16 protein-coding genes are annotated in these 18,940 nt (G+C 62.8%); 9 read left to right on the forward strand and 7 right to left on the reverse strand.

Features of this window, described 5'->3' with window-relative positions; genetic code table 11:
• Window positions 1-64 precede the first annotated feature (64 nt).
• Window positions 65-658 (reverse strand): helix-turn-helix domain-containing protein, encoded by a 594-nt coding sequence (locus NKH04_RS19715; RefSeq protein ID WP_352470272.1) that lies wholly within the window; start codon window positions 656-658, stop codon window positions 65-67.
• Window positions 659-928: 270 nt separating this feature from the next.
• Here NKH04_RS19715 and NKH04_RS19720 point away from each other — a divergent pair, with 270 nt between their 5' ends.
• A complete protein-coding gene (locus NKH04_RS19720; protein ID WP_352452121.1) occupies window positions 929-1,627 on the forward strand; it encodes a nitroreductase in 699 nt (232 codons plus the stop codon).
• Between the two features lie 19 nt (window positions 1,628-1,646).
• Here the strand turns inward: NKH04_RS19720 and NKH04_RS19725 are convergent, their stop codons facing one another.
• From NKH04_RS19725 to NKH04_RS19740, 4 genes are all read right to left on the reverse strand, one after another.
• Window positions 1,647-2,234, reverse strand: coding sequence for a sarcosine oxidase subunit gamma (locus NKH04_RS19725; protein ID WP_352766931.1), 588 nt, complete (start codon window positions 2,232-2,234; stop codon window positions 1,647-1,649).
• The gene (locus NKH04_RS19730; protein WP_353044802.1) at window positions 2,227-5,223 is read right to left on the reverse strand and encodes a sarcosine oxidase subunit alpha; all 2,997 of its coding nucleotides are present in this window, start codon (window positions 5,221-5,223) and stop codon (window positions 2,227-2,229) included. The genes NKH04_RS19725 and NKH04_RS19730 overlap by 8 nt, the downstream gene beginning before the upstream one ends.
• Window positions 5,220-5,516 (reverse strand): sarcosine oxidase subunit delta, encoded by a 297-nt coding sequence (locus tag NKH04_RS19735; RefSeq protein WP_353044803.1) that lies wholly within the window; start codon window positions 5,514-5,516, stop codon window positions 5,220-5,222. Before NKH04_RS19735 ends, NKH04_RS19730 begins: the two co-directional genes overlap by 4 nt.
• A gap of 70 nt (window positions 5,517-5,586) precedes the next feature.
• A complete protein-coding gene (locus tag NKH04_RS19740; protein ID WP_352815802.1) occupies window positions 5,587-6,846 on the reverse strand; it encodes a sarcosine oxidase subunit beta in 1,260 nt (419 codons plus the stop codon).
• A 253-nt stretch (window positions 6,847-7,099) separates the two neighbouring features.
• Between NKH04_RS19740 and NKH04_RS19745 the strand changes: the two genes are divergently transcribed.
• From NKH04_RS19745 to NKH04_RS19780, 8 genes are all read left to right on the forward strand, one after another.
• Window positions 7,100-9,589, forward strand: coding sequence for a mechanosensitive ion channel family protein (locus NKH04_RS19745; RefSeq protein ID WP_352681627.1), 2,490 nt, complete (start codon window positions 7,100-7,102; stop codon window positions 9,587-9,589).
• Between the two features lie 156 nt (window positions 9,590-9,745).
• On the forward strand, window positions 9,746-10,009 hold the full coding sequence (locus tag NKH04_RS19750) for a hypothetical protein (protein ID WP_352452117.1): 264 nt from the start codon (window positions 9,746-9,748) through the stop codon (window positions 10,007-10,009).
• A gap of 268 nt (window positions 10,010-10,277) precedes the next feature.
• Window positions 10,278-12,839, forward strand: a complete 2,562-nt coding sequence (locus NKH04_RS19755; protein ID WP_352928355.1) for a GcvT family protein — start codon at window positions 10,278-10,280, stop codon at window positions 12,837-12,839.
• 245 nt (window positions 12,840-13,084) lie between these two features.
• Window positions 13,085-13,810: a site-2 protease family protein gene (locus tag NKH04_RS19760; RefSeq protein ID WP_352928353.1), complete on the forward strand. Its 726-nt coding sequence runs from the start codon at window positions 13,085-13,087 to the stop codon at window positions 13,808-13,810.
• Between the two features lie 100 nt (window positions 13,811-13,910).
• The gene (locus NKH04_RS19765) at window positions 13,911-14,759 is read left to right on the forward strand and encodes a DUF1194 domain-containing protein (RefSeq protein WP_352681622.1); all 849 of its coding nucleotides are present in this window, start codon (window positions 13,911-13,913) and stop codon (window positions 14,757-14,759) included.
• Window positions 14,760-14,873: 114 nt separating this feature from the next.
• A complete protein-coding gene (locus tag NKH04_RS19770; protein WP_352452114.1) occupies window positions 14,874-15,824 on the forward strand; it encodes an ABC transporter substrate-binding protein in 951 nt (316 codons plus the stop codon).
• A 71-nt stretch (window positions 15,825-15,895) separates the two neighbouring features.
• Window positions 15,896-16,672, forward strand: coding sequence for an ABC transporter permease (locus tag NKH04_RS19775; RefSeq protein ID WP_352539653.1), 777 nt, complete (start codon window positions 15,896-15,898; stop codon window positions 16,670-16,672).
• Window positions 16,669-17,451, forward strand: a complete 783-nt coding sequence (locus tag NKH04_RS19780) for an ABC transporter ATP-binding protein (RefSeq protein ID WP_352500960.1) — start codon at window positions 16,669-16,671, stop codon at window positions 17,449-17,451. The genes NKH04_RS19775 and NKH04_RS19780 overlap by 4 nt, the downstream gene beginning before the upstream one ends.
• 10 nt (window positions 17,452-17,461) lie before the next feature.
• Here the strand turns inward: NKH04_RS19780 and NKH04_RS19785 are convergent, their stop codons facing one another.
• The gene (locus tag NKH04_RS19785; RefSeq protein ID WP_352470283.1) at window positions 17,462-17,635 is read right to left on the reverse strand and encodes a type II toxin -antitoxin system TacA 1-like antitoxin; all 174 of its coding nucleotides are present in this window, start codon (window positions 17,633-17,635) and stop codon (window positions 17,462-17,464) included.
• A 57-nt stretch (window positions 17,636-17,692) separates the two neighbouring features.
• A complete protein-coding gene (locus tag NKH04_RS19790; protein ID WP_352501106.1) occupies window positions 17,693-18,631 on the reverse strand; it encodes a GlxA family transcriptional regulator in 939 nt (312 codons plus the stop codon).
• Between the last annotated feature and the right edge of the window lie 309 nt (window positions 18,632-18,940).

An 18,940-nucleotide genomic window follows, 5' to 3' on the forward strand; every position in this document is an offset into this window, starting at 1 on the left:
TATTTGTTTTGATGCATGTCGTTGTCCCAAAACCGCCACGCACTTTTGGGCGACATGCATTCGTTCAATAGACAGGCGGCGAAACCACCCAGATCACCACAGCCGGTTCCGCTCCAGGATTGCGCCAGCGGAACGGCTTGCCGTCGAAGCGGAAGGAATCGCCTTCGCCAAGCCGGTGCCAGACGCCGGCAATTTCGATATCGAAACTGCCGGAAGCGACGTAGCCGGCTTCCTCGGTCGGCCGGCGCGCCTCGGTGCTCAGCTCGGCACCCGGGGCGAAGACCGAACGCAGCATCTCGAAGCTACCGCCGAGATCGGGCGACAGAAGCTCCTCCACCAGGCCAGAATCGCTTGTGCCAAGCGTGCGCCGGTTGCCGGCGCGCACGACCACGCCGCGCTCGGTCTCGACAGGTACGTCATGGCTGAAGAACAGGCTGACCGGCACGCCGAACAATTCGGCGAAGGCCCTGAGATCGCCGAGCGACGGGACCGACAGACCGCGCTCGACCTGGCTGACCCAGCCGACGGAACGGCCGAGCTTCAGTGCGATTTCAGCAAGCGTTAGGCCGCGCGCCTTGCGCAACGCGCGGATGTCGCCGGCCAGCAGCCGTTCGCCGCTGTCCTGTTCCGATCTGGCGGCGGTTGAGGGCAAAGCCATCCCTGTCTCGGTGAAAAATTCCCAGCAAATTTCATTTGATGGCGGGTTCATGAAAAAATCAAGAGGATTTTCACGCACTCACAAGATTTACTTGCGCCATTTTGACGGTTCGGGCAAAGGCTCGGCGCACGAGCGGCGAGTGGGGCGTCCGGTCGAGGCGGGTAGGCTATCGGGCGTTCAAAAAGACGCGCAAGGATGCTCCATCACTTCTAGTCGGCGCATGATCCTTCCGGAAAATCGGGTTCGGGATCATACGCAAAAGGACGGCCCATGCTGGAAAACAACTCCCGGATTGCGGCGGCGATCGTCGATGACGCGATCACCTCGCGGCGGTCGGTACGCGCCTTCTTGCCCGATATGGTCGACGACGAGACCATCCGCGATATTCTCGCCGTTGCCGCGCGCGCGCCCTCAGGCACCAACATGCAGCCCTGGAAAGTCTATGTGACCAAGGGCGAGGTCAAGCAGCGCATCACCGATGCCATCCTCAGCTCGGGCATCCGCGCCGAAAAGGCCGAGTGGGACGAGTACCGCTACTATCCCGACCAGTTCTTCGAACCCTATCTGACGCGACGGCGCGCCAACGGCTTCGGCCTCTACGGCGTGCTCGGCATCGGCCGGCGCGAGGTCGACAGGATGCGTGCGCAGCACGACCGCAACTTCGTCTTCTTCGACGCGCCGGTCGGCATGATCTTCACCGTCGACCGGCGGCTGAACAAGGGGTCGTGGATCGACTACGGCATGTTCCTGCAAAACATCATGGTCGCCGCGCGGGGCAGGGGCCTGCACACTTGTCCGCAAGCCGCCTTCGCGCCCTATCACCGGCAGATCAGGCCGGTGCTCAACATTCCCGACGAGGAGATCGTCGTCTGCGGCATGGCGCTCGGCCATGAGGATACGTCCAAGCCCGAAAATGCCTTCCGCACCGACCGCGCGCCGCTGGAAGAGTGGGTGACGTTCGCGGAGTGACGTGAAGCGCCGTCCGGCTCTACTGCACTTCGTAGCCGACTTCCTCGCTCGCATGGCAGAGCGCTTTCCAGAACGAGCGGGCAAACGAGCGGAACACATAGATGTCGAACTGATCGGCGCCGGTGCGCTGGATCTGCGCGAAGATGTCGTGATGCATGGTCGAGCGGCCGGCGCCGATCGGGAAGGCCGGCAGCGCGAAGTCGATGGCGAAGAATTTCGCCAGCACCCACTCGGCCTTCGGCCCGGCGATACGGATCGCGGTGCGGCCGTGCGAAAGGTCGGTCACCGTACCGATGGCCGAAGTGACGACACTGGCAAAGGCCGGCCCCAATCCCTCGGCTTCATCGACCACAGTGAACTTTCCCGGCGCAAAGCCGAACACCGACCTGGCGCCGTTCGTCACACCGCCACCGGCGCCGTCGGGCAAAGCCAGGCCGGTGACCGCATGGATGCCGGCCATCAACGTCTTCTCCTCGCCGGGCCAGGCGGCGAGCTGCAGGATCGAACCCGGCCTGGTTTCGGAGAGGATGATTTCGACACCATGCTCGAAATTGCCATGCGAGCCCGGATGCAGCACCGGCTCAAGCGGTGATTGGCGTTCAACCATGCATGCGGCTCCCGTCCGGATCGAAGAAATGGTTGGAGACGATCTCGACCGGCCCGAACCGGTTGCGCAGCGGGTCGGAGACATAAGCGCGCGTGCCGCGCCGCGCCTTGCCGCCCTTGACCAGGGCAAGCGCGATATATTTACCGAGCGCCGGCGAATAGCAGCAAGCGGTGATGTGGCCAAGCGAGCCGTGCGGATTGGCTTCGTCAAGCTCCTCGACGATGTGCCCGCCGCCGTTGAGCGGCTGGTTGTCGAGCGAAACAATACCGACGAGTTCCAGGCGGTCCGGCGCGATCAGCCCCTCGCGGTCCATCATCGCCGAGCCGATGAACGGCTTCTTCTTCGACAGCATCCAGTCGAGATGCAGGTCGCGTGCCGTGGTGCGGCCGTCGATCTCGGCACCGGTGACGTGGCCTTTCTCGATGCGCATGGTGCCCAGCGCCTCCAGCCCGTAGGTCACCAGCCCGAACGGCTTGCCGGCTTCGATCAGCGCCTCCCAGACATGGGTGCCGTAGCCGGCGCCGGAATAGACCTCGAAGGCCATTTCGCCGGAGAAGGACAGCCGGCAGATCATCACCGGCACGCCGGCGATTTCGCCGTGGACGATGCCCATGAAGGGCAGGGCGGCATTGTCGACGGCGGTGCCGCTGACGCAAGCAGCCAGTATCTGCCTTGCCTTCGGCCCACCGATGGCGGCACCGGCCCATTGGTCGGTGACCGAGGCGACGTGGACTTTCAGCTCCGGCCAGATCACGTCGAGGAAATATTCCAGATGCTGCATCACCTTGCCGGCATTGGCGGTGGTGGTGGTCATCAGGAAATCCTGCTCGCCGAGCCGCCATGTGGTGCCGTCGTCAAAGGCGAGACCGTCCTCGCGCAGCATCAGCCCATAACGCGCCTTGCCGACGGCCAGCGTCGAAAACACGTTGGTGTAGACGCGGTCGAGGAATTCCGCCGCGTCGGGGCCTTGCACCGCGATCTTGCCCAATGTCGAGACATCGACGATGCCGGCGCTCTCGCGCGTGCCTCTCGCTTCGCGCACATAGGCCTGCTCGATCGTCTCGCCGGGATGGCCGTAGATCATCGGCCGATACCACAGGCCGGCGGAATACATGGTGGCGCCATTGGCGACGTGCCAGTCATGCATCGGCGTCAGCCGCTCGGGCTTCAGATCGCCGAAGCGTTCGGCGGCTAGCGAGCCGATCGACACCGCCGAAAAGGGCGGGCGAAAGCGCGTTGTGCCGACCTGCGGGATCGGCTTGCCCAGCGCCTCGGCCATTATGGCGAGGCCGGGTATGTTGGAGCTCTTGCCCTGGTCGGTTGCCATGCCGAGCGTGGTGTAGCGCTTCAGATGCTCGACCGAGACGAAGCCTTCGCGATGCGCCAGCCGCACGTCGTCCGCCGTCACGTCATGCTGGAAGTCGACGAAGCTTTTTCCTTCGGCCTTGATCTCGAACACCGGCGCCGGATCGGGATCGCCAGGTGCTGCCTCGACGGCAGGCAAGGCCGCCGGCGTGGCGGTTGCGCCCGCAGCGGAAAGACCGGCGGCGCGACCTTCGGCGATCGCCTCGGCGGTGGAGAAACTGCCGGTGAAGGCGCCGGCGCCGATCCATTGCCGTGTCGTCGGCTTGGGCGGCAGGAACGCTTGCAATGCTTCGTTCCATTCCGCTTTAGCTCCGGCCTGGCTGGCCAGATGAATGGTCGGCGACCAGCCGCCCGACATCAATAGGCAATCGGCGTGGATGCTGCGCGCATCGCCGGAAAGCGCGCCGTTGACCATGTCGAAGCGCTGCACCTTGAAGCCGGAAAGCGCCTTGCCGCCCTCGGTGGCGATCACCGCGTGGCCAGAAAGGATCTCGGCCTCGGTCTCGCCGGCCAGCTTGCGTATTTCGCTCGAAAGCTCAGGGCGCACGTCGATGATGGCGACGACCACGGCGCCGGCCTTCTTCAGCGCGAGGGCCGCGCGATAGGCGCTGTCATTGTTGGTGAACAGCCCGATCCTGTCGCCGGGCAGCACGCCATATTCAATGGCATAACGCTCGGCAGCATGCGCCAGCATTACGCCTGGCCGATCATTGCCTGGAAAGACCAGCGGACGCTCCAGGGATCCGGTGGCCAGCACCACCGACTTGGCGCGGATCGTCCAGTAGCGATGGCGCGATTCGCCCTTGCCGGGCGTTTCCTTGTGGTCGGTGACACGTTCGAGCGCGGCAAGCGTGTTGCCGTCATAATAGCCCCAGGCGGTGGTGCGCGGCAGCAGGCGGACATTGTCACGGCCTTCGAGCTGGCCAGCGGCGCGCGCTGCCCAGTCGGCGGCCGGCATGCCATCGATCGTCTCGCCCGACCAATTGGCCGAGCCGCCGAAATGCGGCTCGAGCTCGGCCAGGATGACGCGTGCACCCTGATCGGCAGCCGCCCTGGCGGCCATCAGCCCCGCCGGGCCGGAGCCGACTACCAGCACATCGCAAAACGCGTTCATGCGTTCGTAGCGCGCCGTATCGGGAGCCGTGCCTGCCTTGCCCAGGCCGGCGGCACGGCGGATGAAATGCTCACAGAACATCCAGAAGCGAGTGCCCTTCAGCGGACCGATCACCGGTCCCATGAAGGTTTTGTAGTAGAAGCCGGCCGACAAAAGCTTGCCGCCGAGCTGGTTCACGGCACTGACGTCCCAGGCAAGCGAAGGGAAGCGGTTCTGGCTGACTGCGGCCAGCCCGTCATAAATTTCGACCATTGTGGCGGGGATGTTCGGCTCGCGAACCTCGCCCCTCAACACTGTGACCAGCGCGTTCGGTTCCTCGACGCCGGCGGTCAGCACGCCGCGCGGGCGGTGATATTTGAACGAACGCCCAAACAGGGTGACGCCGTTGGCCAGCAGCGCCGAAGCCAGCGTGTCCCCGGCATGGCCGGTATAAGGCGCGCCGTCGAAGGTGAAACGGATGGTCCGCAGCCGGTCGATGCGGCCGCCGGCCTCGGTACGGCGCGGGCTCATGGCTTGTCCTCGGCCCGGTGCCGCGCAACCGAGTTGTGGTCGCCGCGCGCGAACGCGGTGCTGGAGATCTCGTGCGTCAGCGTGTTGCGCACGACCCTGAGATGGGCGCGGCAGCCGCCGGAATGCTGCCAGATCTCATTGTGGTCGCCGGCCGGGTTAAGCCGGTCGTAGACATAGGCGTTCCAGGCGTCGAGGTTCTGCGAGGCGGGCTGTGGGCGCTGGCTGTTGCCGTCGCCCTGATAGGTGAATTCGATCACGTCGCGGGGGCCGCAATAGGGGCAGGTGATGAGCATGGATCTCTTAAACTTCTCGTTTGACCATGATCTTGTCCGAAAACCGGTTTCCACTTTTCGGGATCATGGCCTAATGCAGCCGGGGCGTGGCGCCCTGGCCCTTGTCGTCGATCACCATGCCACGGTAAAAGCGGTCGAGCGTGAAGGCCGCGTTGAGACCGTGCGGCTCGTCCTTGGCAATGGTCCAGGCAAAGCACCAGCCGGAAGCCGGCGTCGCCTTGAAGCCGCCATAGCACCAGCCGCAGTTGAGATACATGCCCGGCAGCGGACCGGTGGTGATGATTGGCGAGCCGTCCATCGACATGTCGCAGACGCCGCCCCATGAGCGCAGCATGCGGACACGGGCCAGCCCAGGGAACAGCGCCAGCATCTCGCTCATCACCTCATCGACGATAGGCAGGCTGCCGCGTTGGGCGTAGCTGTTGTAGCCGTCGAGATCGCCGCCATAGACAAGCCCGCCCTTGTCAGATTGCGACATATAAAAATGGCCCATGCCGAAGGTCAGGACCGTATCGATGAACGGTTTTAGCGATTCCGTGACGAAGGCCTGCAGCACGTGGCTCTCGATCGGCATCGTCTCGATGCCGGCAAGCCGCATGACCCGCCCGGTGCTGCCGGCAACCGCGACCGCTACCTTTTTTGCGCGGATTTCGCCGCGCGTTGTCGTGACGCCGATGATGCGGTCGCCGTCGCGCAGGAAGCCGGTGACCTCGCAATTTTCGATGATGTCGACGCCGCGGCGATCTGCGCCGCGCGCATAGCCCCAGGCGACGGCGTCGTGGCGGGCGGTGCCGGCGCGCCGCTGCATCAGGCCACCGACGATCGGGAAACGCGCGGTGGCCGAGACGTCGAGCGCCGGCACCAGGCGCGCGATTTCGGCCGTGGTCATCAGTTCGGCGTCAACGCCGAGATGGCGCATGGCGTTTCCGCGCCGGGCATAGTCGTCGAGCTGAGCAGGTGTGTGGGCGAGGTTCAGGCAGCCGCGCTGCGAGAACATGACGTTGTAGTTGAGGTCATGGGCCAGGTTCTCCCACAGCTTCATCGAATGTTCGTAGAAACGCGTGTTGGCCGGCAGGAGATAGTTGGAACGGACCGCCGTGGTGTTGCGGCCGACATTGCCGGAGCCGAGCCAGCCCTTCTCCAGCACCGCGACATTTGTGATGCCGTGCTCCTTGGCGAGATAGTAGGCGGTCGACAGGCCATGGCCGCCGCCGCCGATCACGATCACGTCGTAGGACGCTTTCGGGTCGGGCTTGCGCCAGGCCGGCCTCCAGTCCTTGTTTCCGGTCAGCGCGTTCTTGAGAAGCGAAAAGGCCGAATATTCCGCCATTCTTATTGTCATCCATTTCAGGCTTTACGGCAGAGTATAGAGCAGGCTGCAAACGCAAAGCCAAGATTGCGCCATCGCTTTTCGACTCCCCGACTTCGATTGGATTTGGCCGACTTCGATTGGATTGGCCGACTTCGATTGGCGGGACTTCGAAAAACGAGACGCCTGGGATGACTTGCCCCGTGATATGAGCCTCTTTATCAAGGACGTGCTTCAAAACTGCCGATGCCGCCCGCGAGTCGCCAGAAAAATCATGTTCTTTCGTTTATTCCGCCTGGTCTTGATTCTTGCGCTTGTTGTCTCGGCGCCGCCGTCGCTCGTTGCTATGGCGCAGGCACTCGGGCAGGGCGCCGCCGGGTTGATCGCAGACCAGCAGAAGGTCATCCAGAGTCTGACGGCCAAAACCGACGGTCTCGAGAAGAAGATACAGCAGGACGGCCAAGACGATGCCACCCTCGTGGAAATCCGTCTGCAATTGGAGGATCTGTCGCGGGCGGCGCTCACCAGCGCGCTAGCGTTCCGATCGCGTCTCGGCGATATCAACGATCGGATTGAGATGCTGGGACCTCCGCCGGCCGCGGGCCAGCCGGCCGAGCCAGACATCGTAACCGGTGAACGCCAGGCCTTGGCTTCCGAAAAAGCCGAGATCAACGCCGTTATTGCCAGCGCGCAGAACCTGTCGATCCGCATCAGTGGGCTGATCGAGAAGATCGGCAACATGCGCAGCGAGCTGTTCCGCAATGTGCTTACCAAACGCTACGTGCTGTCCGATGCGCTTAGCCCCGAAGTCTTTTCCGACGCCAACGCTGAGTTTTCCGGCTTCTATAAGGCGGTCTCGTCCTGGCTGAGTTTCGCCTTCAAGTTCAAGTTCCAGGCCATTCTTGCCGCGACTTTGATGGCGCTCGCATTCGCTGCAGTGCTTTTTATCGGCGGCCGACGCCTGTTCGGCCGCGTCTTCGAAGCGGATCCCTCCGTCGAGGACCCCTCTTATCTCAGCCGCCTGTCGGTGGCGTTCTGGTCGACGTTGCTGCCGACGCTGGCGGTCGGCGCCTTCCTTGTCTCGACGATCTTCTTCTTCGATTATTACAACGTTTTACGCGGTGATATCGGCATCTTCCTGAATTCGCTGGTTGCCGTTATCGCGGTGGTGTTCTGCGTCAACCGCCTGACCAACGCAGCGCTCGAGCCCCGACTGCCGAACTGGCGTTTGATCCCGGTCGAAACCGGCCCGGCGCGCTGGCTGGTGCGGCTGACGACCGCCATGGCTGTCGTCATCGGCAGCAACAACTTCCTGTCTGTCGTCAACGACAAGATGGGCTCGCCACTGTCGCTGACCATCGCCAGAAGCTTCATCGCCACCATCATCGTCGGCATCATCCTGATCCTTATGGGCCTTCTGAAGCCGTTCAAGGCCCCCGACGGAAGCTGGCGCCCGTGGCCGGCGTGGCTGCGCTACACCGCCGTCGCGCTAGGCCTATTCACAATCGCATCGGCACTGCTTGGCTATATCGGCCTTGCAATTTTCGTCTCGCTGCAGGTCGTGGTCACCGGCACCATCCTGGTCACCGCCTATATCGGCTTCCTGTCGGCGCGAGCGATCGGCGAGGAAGGTGGTTTCGCCAAAACTTCGATCGGGCGCTGGCTAGCGGCCAATTCAAGCTACGAAGAGACCGCCCTCGACCAGCTCGGGCTTGTCGTCAGCGCCGCCATCAACATCATGATTGTGCTGGTGTTCCTGCCGCTGATCCTGTTGATGTGGGGCTTCCAGCCCGGCGACATCCAGGCCTGGGCCTACAAGCTGGCGACCGGCCTCACCATCGGCTCGGTGACGATCTCGGTCACCGGCATTCTCACCGGCGTCGTCGTCTTCATCATTGGCTATTTCCTGACGCGCTGGTTCCAGGGGTGGCTCGACGGCTCGGTGATGGCGCGCGGCCGGGTCGACACCGGCGTGCGCAATTCGATCAGGCTGGCGGTCGGTTATGCCGGTGTCGCGGTCGCGGCACTGGTCGGCATCTCGGCGGCCGGTATCGACCTCTCCAATCTCGCGCTGGTCGCCGGCGCCCTGTCCCTCGGCATCGGTTTCGGCTTGCAGAATGTCGTCTCGAATTTCGTGTCGGGCCTGATCCTGTTGGCCGAGCGGCCGTTCAAGGTCGGCGACTGGATCGTCGCCGGCGACATCAGCGGCACGGTCAAGAAGATCAGCGTGCGCGCCACCGAGATCGAGACGTTCCAACGGCAATCGGTGATCCTGCCCAATTCAAACCTGATCAACAATGCGGTCGGCAACTGGACGCACCGCAACAAGCTCGGCCGCGTCGACATCAAGGTCGGCGTTGCCTATGGCAGCGACGTCAAGCACGTGCATGGCGTTCTGTTGGAGATCGCACGCAGCCATCCGCTGGTGCTGAAGAACCCGGAACCCTTTGTGCTGTTTTCCAATTTCGGCCCGGCCGCGCTCGAATTCGAGATCCGCGTATTCCTGGCAGACGTTCTTAGTGGCAATATCGTCCAGAACGACATCCGCTTTGCCATCTTCGATGTGTTCGCCGACCAGCATATCGAAATTCCGTCGACACCGCGCGCTGTCGTCGAGATCAAAAAGCACGAGGCGTGGCCGATCGACGACGACAAGATCGAAGTCGAATTCGCCGAGCGGGAACAAGCAAAAGCCCTAGCGGCGGTCGAGGCGAAACGTCTCGCCAAGTCGGGACGCAAGGTACGGAAGCCCGATCCTGACTAGCTGATTGGAGCTTGCCTTCAAGCCTTCGGAAACCAATTGCGGCATGAATGCGGCATTCAGTTGCCGTTCAGCTTGCATTGCATATAAGCTCACCTGCAAACGGCGAGAATGCCTTGCGAAATGCAACAGAGGCGGTGGCAACACCGATACTGCAAAATGTGGAAGTCTCTCGTCGCCGCCGTCGCTTTTCTGGCCGTGGGCGGCTCGGCCCATGCCGCCAGCGCGGTTAACAAGGACGCCGAGACCCGCACGCTGATCGTGACGGAAGGCGGCGGCAAGACCGAGCTGGCGCTGGCCGCTGGCGAAACCGTGGAATTTTGCCCGAGCGGCTGTTTTGTTACCTTGCCGAATGGCGACCTCGAGGCGCTGACCGGTTCGGAGACGATCGAGATCTCGGGCGGCGTCGCGCGCATCAAGTAAAGTCGACGCCATGATTTTTGAAGGCCGGGCAAACACCCGGCCTTTTATTTGCTTCCGGTAATCGGCGATGAAGGTATGCATTTTTCTTCGAAGCTGCGCAGGACGGGCTCTAGCAGCGTCTTCGTACCGAGCAGGGCGAAGGCGTAGGTCTAACTGCATTCGACGGGCTGGTGGCGCGGGCTTTTTTTTCGATGTCGCAAACAGGCTGCAAGCGCGGCGCCGCGCCGCCCTATAGTCTGCTCGCAATAGCATCTTGGAGTCGCGGGCAATGGCAGGGTTTCCGGAAAAGGCGAAGGTCGTCATCGTCGGGCTGGGCGGCATCGTCGGCGCATCGGTCGCCCATCACCTGATCGAGCGCGGATGGGACGATATTGTCGGCATCGACAAATCGGGCATCCCGACGGATATCGGCTCGACGGCGCATGCCTCCGACTTCTGCTACACGACCAGCCATGATTTCCTGTCGTGCTGGACGACGCTCTATTCCATCGATTTCTACGAAAAGATGGGTCACTACGCGCGCATCGGCGGCCTCGAGGTCGCCCGCGTCGGCGACGACGCCCGCATGGCGGAGATCAAGCGCAAGATCGCCTCGGCGAAGGCCTTCGGCACACGCGCCCGCCTGATCGATCCCGCCGAGATCAAGGAAAAATTCCCGCTGATCGAAGAACAGATGGTACAGGGCGGCCTGTGGGATCCCGACGCCGGCCTCGTCATCCCGCGCTCGCAGACCGTCGCCGGCAAGCTTGTCGATCAGGCGGAAGCTTCCGGCAAACTCAGGGCGTTTGCCAATACGTCGGCCAGGTCGCTCGTCATCGAGAACGGCCGCATCAAGGGCGTGGTGACCGACCGCGGCACCATCGAGGCCGACTATGTCGTGGTCTGCACCGGCATCTGGGGACGGCTGATCGCGGAAATGGCGGGCGAGGACCTGCCGGTCATGCCGATCGACCATCCGCTTACCTTCTTCGGGCCGTACACCGAGTTCGCCGGCACCGGCAAGGAGATCGGCTGGCCGCTGCTGCGCGACCAGGGCAACTCGGCTTACATGCGCGATACCGGCGACCCCAAGACCGCCGAAGGCGGGCAGATCGAATGGGGTTATTACGAAGAGACCAATCCGCGCCTTTGCCATCCGCGCGATATTCTCGAGAAAAACGAGGCGCGGCTTTCGCCGTCGCAACGCGATCTCGACATGGAGCAGATCCTGGCGCCGCTCGAGCGCGCCATGGAACTGACGCCGATCCTGGGCGAGCTGGGCTACAATGAGAGCCATTCCTTCAACGGCCTATTGCAGGTGACGGCGGACGGCGGCCCCTCGATGGGCGAAAGCCAGAAGGTCAGGGGCCTCTGGTATGCGGTGGCGATTTGGGTCAAGGACGGCCCCGGCATGGGCAAGCTCATCGCCGACTGGATGACGGACGGCCGCACGGCGATCGACCACCACGCCATCGACTATTCGCGTTTCTATCCGCACCAGACGAAAGAACAGTTCATCTGGGATCGCTGCACCGAAACCGCTATGAAGGTCTACAACCCAGCGGTCCATCCACGCGAGCCCTTCTCCAAGGCTCGCAATGTCCGCCGCTCGCCCTTCTGGGAGCGCGAGAAGGAACTCGGCGGCTATTTCATGGAACTCGGCGGCTGGGAGCGCGCCCATGGCTACGCCGCCAACGAGCATCTGCTCGAGAAATACGGCAACCGGGTGCCGGTGCGCCAAAACGAATGGGATAACCGCCACTTCTGGCGCGTCTCGAACGCCGAGCATCTCGCGATGAGCGAGGATTGCGGCATCGTCAACCTGTCGCATTTCGCCATGTACGACGTGGAAGGCCCGGACCATGTCGCGCTGATGGAATGGCTGTGCGCGGCAAAAATCGGCGGTGACGGCAATATCGGCAAGGGCATCTATACCCATTTCCTCGACGAGGAAGGCATGGTGCGCGCCGACCTGACCGTCATCCGCATGGCCGGCCGCTGCCGCGTCATCGACGGCGCCGATGCCGGGCCGCGCGACTTCCAGTACATGCGCCGGACGGCAGAGGACAAAGGCTTCGACGTTAGCGTCACCGATGTGACCGAGAGATATGTGACCGTCGGCATCTGGGGTCCGAACGCGCGGGCGACATTGAGCAAGTGCGTGGAAAACCCCGATGGGCTGACGCCGGAGAATTTTCCCTTTGCCGCGATCAAGCCCGTCAGGATCGCCGGCAAGGACGTGACCGCCTTCCGCATCTCCTATGTCGGCGAGCAAGGCTGGGAACTGCACATGCGCTACGACGACGGCCTGGCTGTCTGGGACGCGCTGCGGTCGACCGGCGTGATGGCCTTTGGCGTCGAGACCTATGCCAACAGCCGCCGCCTGGAGAAGAGCCTGCGCCTGCAGAATGCGGACCTATTGACCGAATACAATCTGCTGGAAGCCGACCTTGCCCGTCCGAAAGTCAAGGAGGCCGATTTCTGCGGCAAGGCAAAGCATCTGGAATATCGCGCCCGGGCGCATCAGCCGGCCATGCTTTGCACGCTTATCTTGACGGACAATACCGATTCCAATGGCGTTCCCCGCTATCCGGTCGGCACGATGCCGGTGATGGACCCGCAAACCGGTGAGACGCTCGTCGACGAGCTCGGCCGCCGCTCCTTCACGACTTCGGTGGCCTATGGTCCGACCCTCGGCAAGAACATCGCGCTCGCCTACCTGCCCTGGGCGTATTGCCAGGAGGGCCGCAAGCTGAGCGTCGAATATTTCGGCGAGAAGTACCCGGTCGAAGTGGCCGCCGTCGGCTACAGGCCGCTCTACGACCCGGAGAACCTCAATCCTCGCAGCTAACCGTTGCTTGCCTGCCGATTCTCCACACAGGCAAGCCGAGCAGTGCCGGCAGGACCTGAATGCAGAAGCCCGATTCATTGTCGGGCTTCTCGCTTTGTGGAGCGATGATTCTCGCTTACCGTCGCGCTGCGATTGGGGGGTGCCTTTGCGGCGGATCGGCTGGGATAGAAAAAACGATGCGCTTGTGTTTCAGCTGAACCGGAATATCCCGGTTCGCGTCAGCTGGACCTTCGCAATTCCCCATTGTGCTGCCCTTCCTGAACGAGTGGGCGAGCCGACCCAAGGATGCATTGATCCATACCTCTATCTTTGCAGCGCTTCTGTTTGCGTCGATATTTCTGCACGAACTGGCACACGCATGGATCGGACGCCGACAAGGCGTCGCCACCGACAGGATAGAATTATATCTCTTCGGCGGGTTCACGCGTTTCAAACGCGCCGCAGCACCATCGCCTGCCTGGGCGCGGATTGCGATAGCGGGTCCCCTGGCGAACATCGCGCTCGCCGCGTTTTTCGATGCGGCCTATTATCTGGTTTTTGGAGAACTCATCCCAGTTGTACCCGAAAGGCCATTCGGGTGGCTGCCGTCAAGGTCGGCCGGTCCTCTGGAATGGACGCTTTGGATTGGCGCATTGTTGAACGTGTCACTTATCATTCTCAACATCCTGCCCGCCTACGATCTGGATGGCGGCGTGATTGCAAGACATTTGTTCCTGAGACGCTTCGGCGTCCGCCGGGCCGCGCAGATCGTCGGCATCTGCGGCATCGTACTTTCAATTCTGCGTTTTGCGATCATCTTGCCTGCCGCGGTTGCAGGTATTCTGTTGTGGCTTCCGCCGTCATTCAAGCCGAACTGGACGGCAGCGCGCGGGGTCGGTGCTAGAAAACCGAAGCCGGACCCATCCTCCGAGACGGATGTCGAGAAGGCCGTGGAATGGCGGGGACGGGGCGGGCGCCGCATCCACAAATGAAATTCGTTTTCCGGCGGTTCGCAAAAATGTGACAGAATGAGCCCGGCTCTCCACCGGGCTTTTCTCTTTGTCGATCGGCGATTTTCGCTTACCGTGCGGCATGTCTGGTTTTGCCCGTGCAAGACATCTCGTCTCGGGTGCCGCCGCGCTGGCGTCGGTGCTATGGCTGACTGCAAACTCCCGCGCCGCCGAGCCGGTTGACGTCGAACTGGTACTGGCGGTCGACGTTTCGCTGTCCATGTCGCCGGACGAGCTCGAAATCCAGCGTCATGGCTATGCGGCGGCGCTGACGCATGACGATGTCCTGCAGGCAATCGGCGAAGGCGCTCATGGCAAGATTGCCGTCACCTATGTCGAATGGGCTGGCGCGACCTGGCAGCAGGTCGTTGTGCCGTGGACGGTGATCGCCAATCGTGCCGACGCCGAGCGGCTGGCAGCGCAGCTTTCCGCTCATCCGCCGGCCAGTGCCAGGCGCACCTCGATCTCCGGCGCGCTGGAATTCGCCAGCGATCTCTTTGCTGAAAGCGGCTTCCAGGGCGTCAAGCGGGTGATCGACATTTCGGGTGACGGCCCCAACAACCAGGGCGCACCTGTCGATATCACCCGCGACGCTGTGATCAAGCAAGGCATCACCATCAACGGCCTGCCGCTGATGACCAGGGGCGGGTTCAGCAGCGCTTACGATGTCAACAATCTCGACCGCTACTACAGCGACTGCGTCATCGGCGGGCCGGGCTCCTTCATGATCCCGGTCAATGACTGGACGCAGTTTCCGGCGGCCATCCGCCGCAAGCTGGTGCTGGAGCTTGCCGGTCCGGCCTCGCCGCAGCGAGCGGCGGAAGGGGCGGCGCATCCGCCATTGGTGCTGGCACAGGACATCCCCGTCACCGACTGCCTGGTTGGCGAAAAAATGTGGCGCGACCGCAGCTGGATGTACGACAGCCGCTGATGGCGGAGTTTGCTGTCGATGGTGACATACCGCAGTGCAGCATCTGCTTCATTGACAAGCCTGCGGGCGTCTGTGACACAATTCCGCATCCGAACACATTAAAGGGGAACCGGCATGAACAGGATCGGAATTCTTGCCGCAAGCTTGACGCTTGCCGTCGGATTGTCCGCGCCGGCGATGGCCGCCACATCGGTCAGCATCGGCATCAGTGGGTGGACCGGCTTTGCGCCGCTGACGCTCGCCAAGCAGGCCGGCATCTTCGAAAAGCACGGCCTCGACGTCACCTTGAAGAAGGTGCCGCAAGCCAGCCGGCCGCTCGCCATCGCCAGCGGCGACCTGCAATGCGCCGCCACCACGGTCGAGACCTGGCTGGTCTGGAACGCCAATGGCGTGACGACCAAGCAGATATTCCAGCTCGACAAATCCTACGGCGCCGACGGCATCGTCGCCCGCAACGACATCAAGACCGTCGCCGATCTCAAAGGTAAGTCGGTCGCGTCTTCGGCGCCGGGCACCTCGCCCTATTTCATGCTGGCCTGGGTGCTCAACAAGAACGGCATGTCGACCAAGGACGTGACGGTCGTCAACCTGGAGCCGGATGCGGCGGCGCAGGCGTTTCTCGCCGGCCAGAACGATGCGGCGGTCACCTATGAGCCGTTCATCTCGGCGGTGCGCGAAAAGTCCGACCAGGGCCATATCCTTGTCACCACTCTCGACTATCCGATGGTGCTCGATACGGTCGGCTGCACGCCGGAGTTCCTCAAGGCCAATCCGGATGCGGGCAAGGCGCTTGCCGACAGCTATTTCGAGGCACTCGACCTGATCAAGAGCGATCCGGCGAAATCCTATGAGACGATGGGTGCCGACGTGAAGCAGTCGGCCAAGGAATTCGAAGAGTCGGCCAAATACCTGAAATGGGCCGACAAGGCTGAAAACAAGCAGTTCTTCACCAAGGAATTCCAGGACTTTTCCAAGACCGCTGGCGAGCTTCTGCTGCAGATGGGTTTGATCAAGGAAGCGCCTGACGTCTCGACGTTGGCCGACACCAGCGCCGTCGCCGACTAACCGCCAGGATTGTCGCCCGGCGGCGGCGCGTGCGCCGCCGCTTTTTCATTCAGATCAGAGGACGGTCGAAGATGCCGCGCCCCTTGCATCCGGTTTCGCCGGGCATTCGAACCGTGCTCGGCATTTCGTTCTTCGTGCTGTTCGTGGCGTTCTGGGCGTGGATCACGCTTGGCGGCCACGTCAATCGCATTTTCCTTGCCGATCCGCTGTCGATGGTGAGAGACGGCTGGCGGCTGCTGGTCGAGGACCGCTTCTGGCTCGACATCCTTATCACCATCTGGCGCGTCTTCGGCGGGTTCCTGATGGCGGCCATCGTTGCCGTGCCGCTCGGCATCTTGATGGGTGCCTGGAAGCCCGTGGAGGCGTTCCTGGAGCCGTTCGTCTCCTTCGCCCGCTATCTGCCGGCATCGGCCTTCATCCCGCTGCTCATCCTGTGGGCGGGCGTTGGCGAGCTCGAAAAACTGCTGGTGATCTTCGTCGGCTCGGTGTTCCAGATCATCCTGATCATCGCGGTCAAGGTCGGCGGCACACGGCGCGACCTAGTCGAGGCGGCCTACACGCTTGGCTCGTCCGACAACGGCATCGTGCGGCGCGTGATCATGCCGGCCAATGCGCCGGAGATTGCCGAGACCCTGCGGCTGGTGCTCGGCTGGGCCTGGACCTATGTCATCGTCGCCGAGCTGATCGGCTCGTCGTCGGGCATCGGCTACATGATCATCAACAGCCAGTCGCGGCTGGCGACAGGGCAGATCATCTTCGGCATCATCGTCATCGGCCTGATCGGGCTGTTGTCCGATTTCGCCTTCAAGGCGCTCAACCGTTGGCTGTTTCCATGGAGCCTGGCGTGAGCAAGCTGCTCATCGAAGGCGTCTCGCGCACCTTCGCCGGTGTCGGCGGTGGGCAGCCGGTCAAGGCGCTGATGCCGATCGATCTGGCGGTCGCCGCCAACGACTTCATCACCATCCTGGGGCCATCCGGCTGTGGAAAGTCGACACTGCTCAGGATCGTCGCCGGCCTCGAAGCGCCGAGTGGGGGACGTGTTCTGCTCGACGGCAGGGTGGTGGACCGGCCCGGTCCAGACCGCGGCATGGTTTTCCAGTCCTATACGCTGTTTCCGTGGCTGACGGTCGCCGAGAACATCGCCTTCGGCCTGCGCGAACGTGGAATGGCCGAGCACGAGCGCAGCGAGATCGTCGCTTCTTACGTCGATCTCGTCGGGCTGAGAGGTTTTGAAAACCATTGGCCGAAGCAGCTTTCCGGCGGCATGCAGCAGCGCACCGCGATTGCCCGGGCACTGGCCAACGATCCGGAGATCCTGCTGCTCGACGAGCCGTTCGGCGCGCTTGACAACCAGACCCGCGGGCTGATGCAGGAACTGCTTCTCGGCATCTGGGAGCGCCGGCAAAAAACGGTGCTGTTCGTCACCCACGACATCGAGGAGGCGATCTTCATGGCGTCGCGCGTGGTCGTGATGACGGCACGGCCGGGCCGCATCAAATCGGACGTTGCCGTCGACCTGCCGCATCCGCGCCACTACACGCTGAAGACCAGCCCGGAATTTTCGGCGCTGAAAGCGCGGCTGACGGAAGACATCCGCGTCGAGGCTATGCGCACGGCGCAGGTATAGTCGCCGCAACCTACACTCGACCGCGACCGGAAAAGATGCTCGGTTCGCTCAACAGGCGCTTTAGGCGTGGAAGGTCGCGCGTAGGGGCGTCCATTGCCGCCATGAACGCGGCCCATTTTTCTGCATCGAGGCGGAAGCTGTGCGGGTCGGCCGGTTTTTCGGATAGGCTCGAACTCGTGGTCATGCGACATCTCTCGATGCGGAATATCACACTTCGCCGGTCCTCTGCTGATTTGCCAGATCAAGCCGCCAGAAGCTGCTTGCGGTCGACGCGTTCCTGTTGCGGCGAGCGGGCGTACAACTCGCGATAGCATTTGGAGAAATGCGAGGCGGAAACAAAGCCGCAGGCGACCGCCACTTCGACCACCGGCAACGACGACTGGATCAGCAGGTGCCGGGCGCGGTCGAGGCGGATCTCCAGATAGTAACGGGCAGGGGAGCGCCCCATCTCGGTGCGGAACAGGCGCTCAATCTGCCGGCGCGACAGGTCGACATGATCAGCGACCTCGATCAGCGAGAGCGGCTCGGAGAGATTGGCTTCCATCAGCTCGATAATGGCCAGAACCTTGGAATTCTGCACGCCAAGGCGAGCGCGCAGCGGCAGGCGCTGGCGGTCGGTCGGGCTGCGCACGCGATCAGTCAGCACCTGCTCGCAGACGCGGTTGACGAGGCTTTCATCGAAATCGTCGCCGATCAGCTTCAGCATCATATCGAGCGCGGCGGTGCCGCCGGCGCAGGTGTAGATGTTCTGGTCGATCTCGAAGAGGTCGGCGAAGACATTGGCCTTGGGGAACGCCTCGGAAAAGCCCGGCAGGTTCTCCCAATGGATGGCGCAGCGCTTGTTGGACAGCAGGCCTGCGGCGGCCAGGATATGCGCGCCAGTGCACAGGCCGCCGACGGCAACGCCGCGATTGTACTCCTCGCGCAACCAGGCAAAGGCCGATTTGTTCTGGTAGCGCTCGACATTGATGCCGCTGCAGACGATGGCCATGTTCGGCCGGTCCGGTCCGGACATTTTCTTGCGCTCTTCCTCTAGCGAGGTGTTGACGGCGCATTCGACGCCGTTCGAGGCGCGCACCGGCTTGCCGTCGATGCTGGCGAGCCGCCAGCGATAGGCTTCATAGCCGAGCATGCGGTTGGCCGAACGCAACGGGTCGAGCGCCGTCGCGAAGGCGATCATGGTGAAATCGGGGACCAGGAAGAATACGAACGATCGCCGGATCGGGTGCTTTACGACATTCACGGGTAGATCCTCACGCTGCAATGGCGCGAACAGGATGTCGCGATTAGCACAGCGACATCAGGAAAGACGTTTCCTGTCAATTGGCTAGACGGCAACGGAGCGACTTTATTTGCGACACGGGTCGCAAATGGGCGATCGCTATGCGGCGAAGGACGCGACATGCCGCCGGATCGACCAACCGAGCCTACGCAGTCTGCGCACACGAAAAACGCCGCCTCGGCAAAACCGAAGCGGCGCTGGATCGAC

It is taken from the genome of Mesorhizobium sp. M1365, assembly GCF_040317865.1.
Classification (GTDB): Bacteria; Pseudomonadota; Alphaproteobacteria; order Rhizobiales; family Rhizobiaceae; genus Mesorhizobium.

Excerpts from the sequence above, each read along its gene's own strand:
- NKH04_RS19715 (WP_352470272.1), bottom strand. The coding sequence starts at position 658 with ATGGCTTTGCCCTCAACCGCCGCCAGATCGGAACAGGACAGCGGCGAA.
- NKH04_RS19720 (WP_352452121.1), top strand. The coding sequence starts at position 929 with ATGCTGGAAAACAACTCCCGGATTGCGGCGGCGATCGTCGATGACGCG.
- NKH04_RS19725 (WP_352766931.1), bottom strand. The coding sequence starts at position 2,234 with ATGGTTGAACGCCAATCACCGCTTGAGCCGGTGCTGCATCCGGGCTCG.
- NKH04_RS19730 (WP_353044802.1), bottom strand. The coding sequence starts at position 5,223 with ATGAGCCCGCGCCGTACCGAGGCCGGCGGCCGCATCGACCGGCTGCGG.
- NKH04_RS19735 (WP_353044803.1), bottom strand. The coding sequence starts at position 5,516 with ATGCTCATCACCTGCCCCTATTGCGGCCCCCGCGACGTGATCGAATTC.
- NKH04_RS19740 (WP_352815802.1), bottom strand. The coding sequence starts at position 6,846 with ATGGCGGAATATTCGGCCTTTTCGCTTCTCAAGAACGCGCTGACCGGA.
- NKH04_RS19745 (WP_352681627.1), top strand. The coding sequence starts at position 7,100 with ATGTTCTTTCGTTTATTCCGCCTGGTCTTGATTCTTGCGCTTGTTGTC.
- NKH04_RS19750 (WP_352452117.1), top strand. The coding sequence starts at position 9,746 with ATGTGGAAGTCTCTCGTCGCCGCCGTCGCTTTTCTGGCCGTGGGCGGC.
- NKH04_RS19755 (WP_352928355.1), top strand. The coding sequence starts at position 10,278 with ATGGCAGGGTTTCCGGAAAAGGCGAAGGTCGTCATCGTCGGGCTGGGC.
- NKH04_RS19765 (WP_352681622.1), top strand. The coding sequence starts at position 13,911 with ATGTCTGGTTTTGCCCGTGCAAGACATCTCGTCTCGGGTGCCGCCGCG.
- NKH04_RS19770 (WP_352452114.1), top strand. The coding sequence starts at position 14,874 with ATGAACAGGATCGGAATTCTTGCCGCAAGCTTGACGCTTGCCGTCGGA.
- NKH04_RS19775 (WP_352539653.1), top strand. The coding sequence starts at position 15,896 with ATGCCGCGCCCCTTGCATCCGGTTTCGCCGGGCATTCGAACCGTGCTC.
- NKH04_RS19785 (WP_352470283.1), bottom strand. The coding sequence starts at position 17,635 with ATGACCACGAGTTCGAGCCTATCCGAAAAACCGGCCGACCCGCACAGC.
- NKH04_RS19790 (WP_352501106.1), bottom strand. The coding sequence starts at position 18,631 with ATGATCGCCTTCGCGACGGCGCTCGACCCGTTGCGTTCGGCCAACCGC.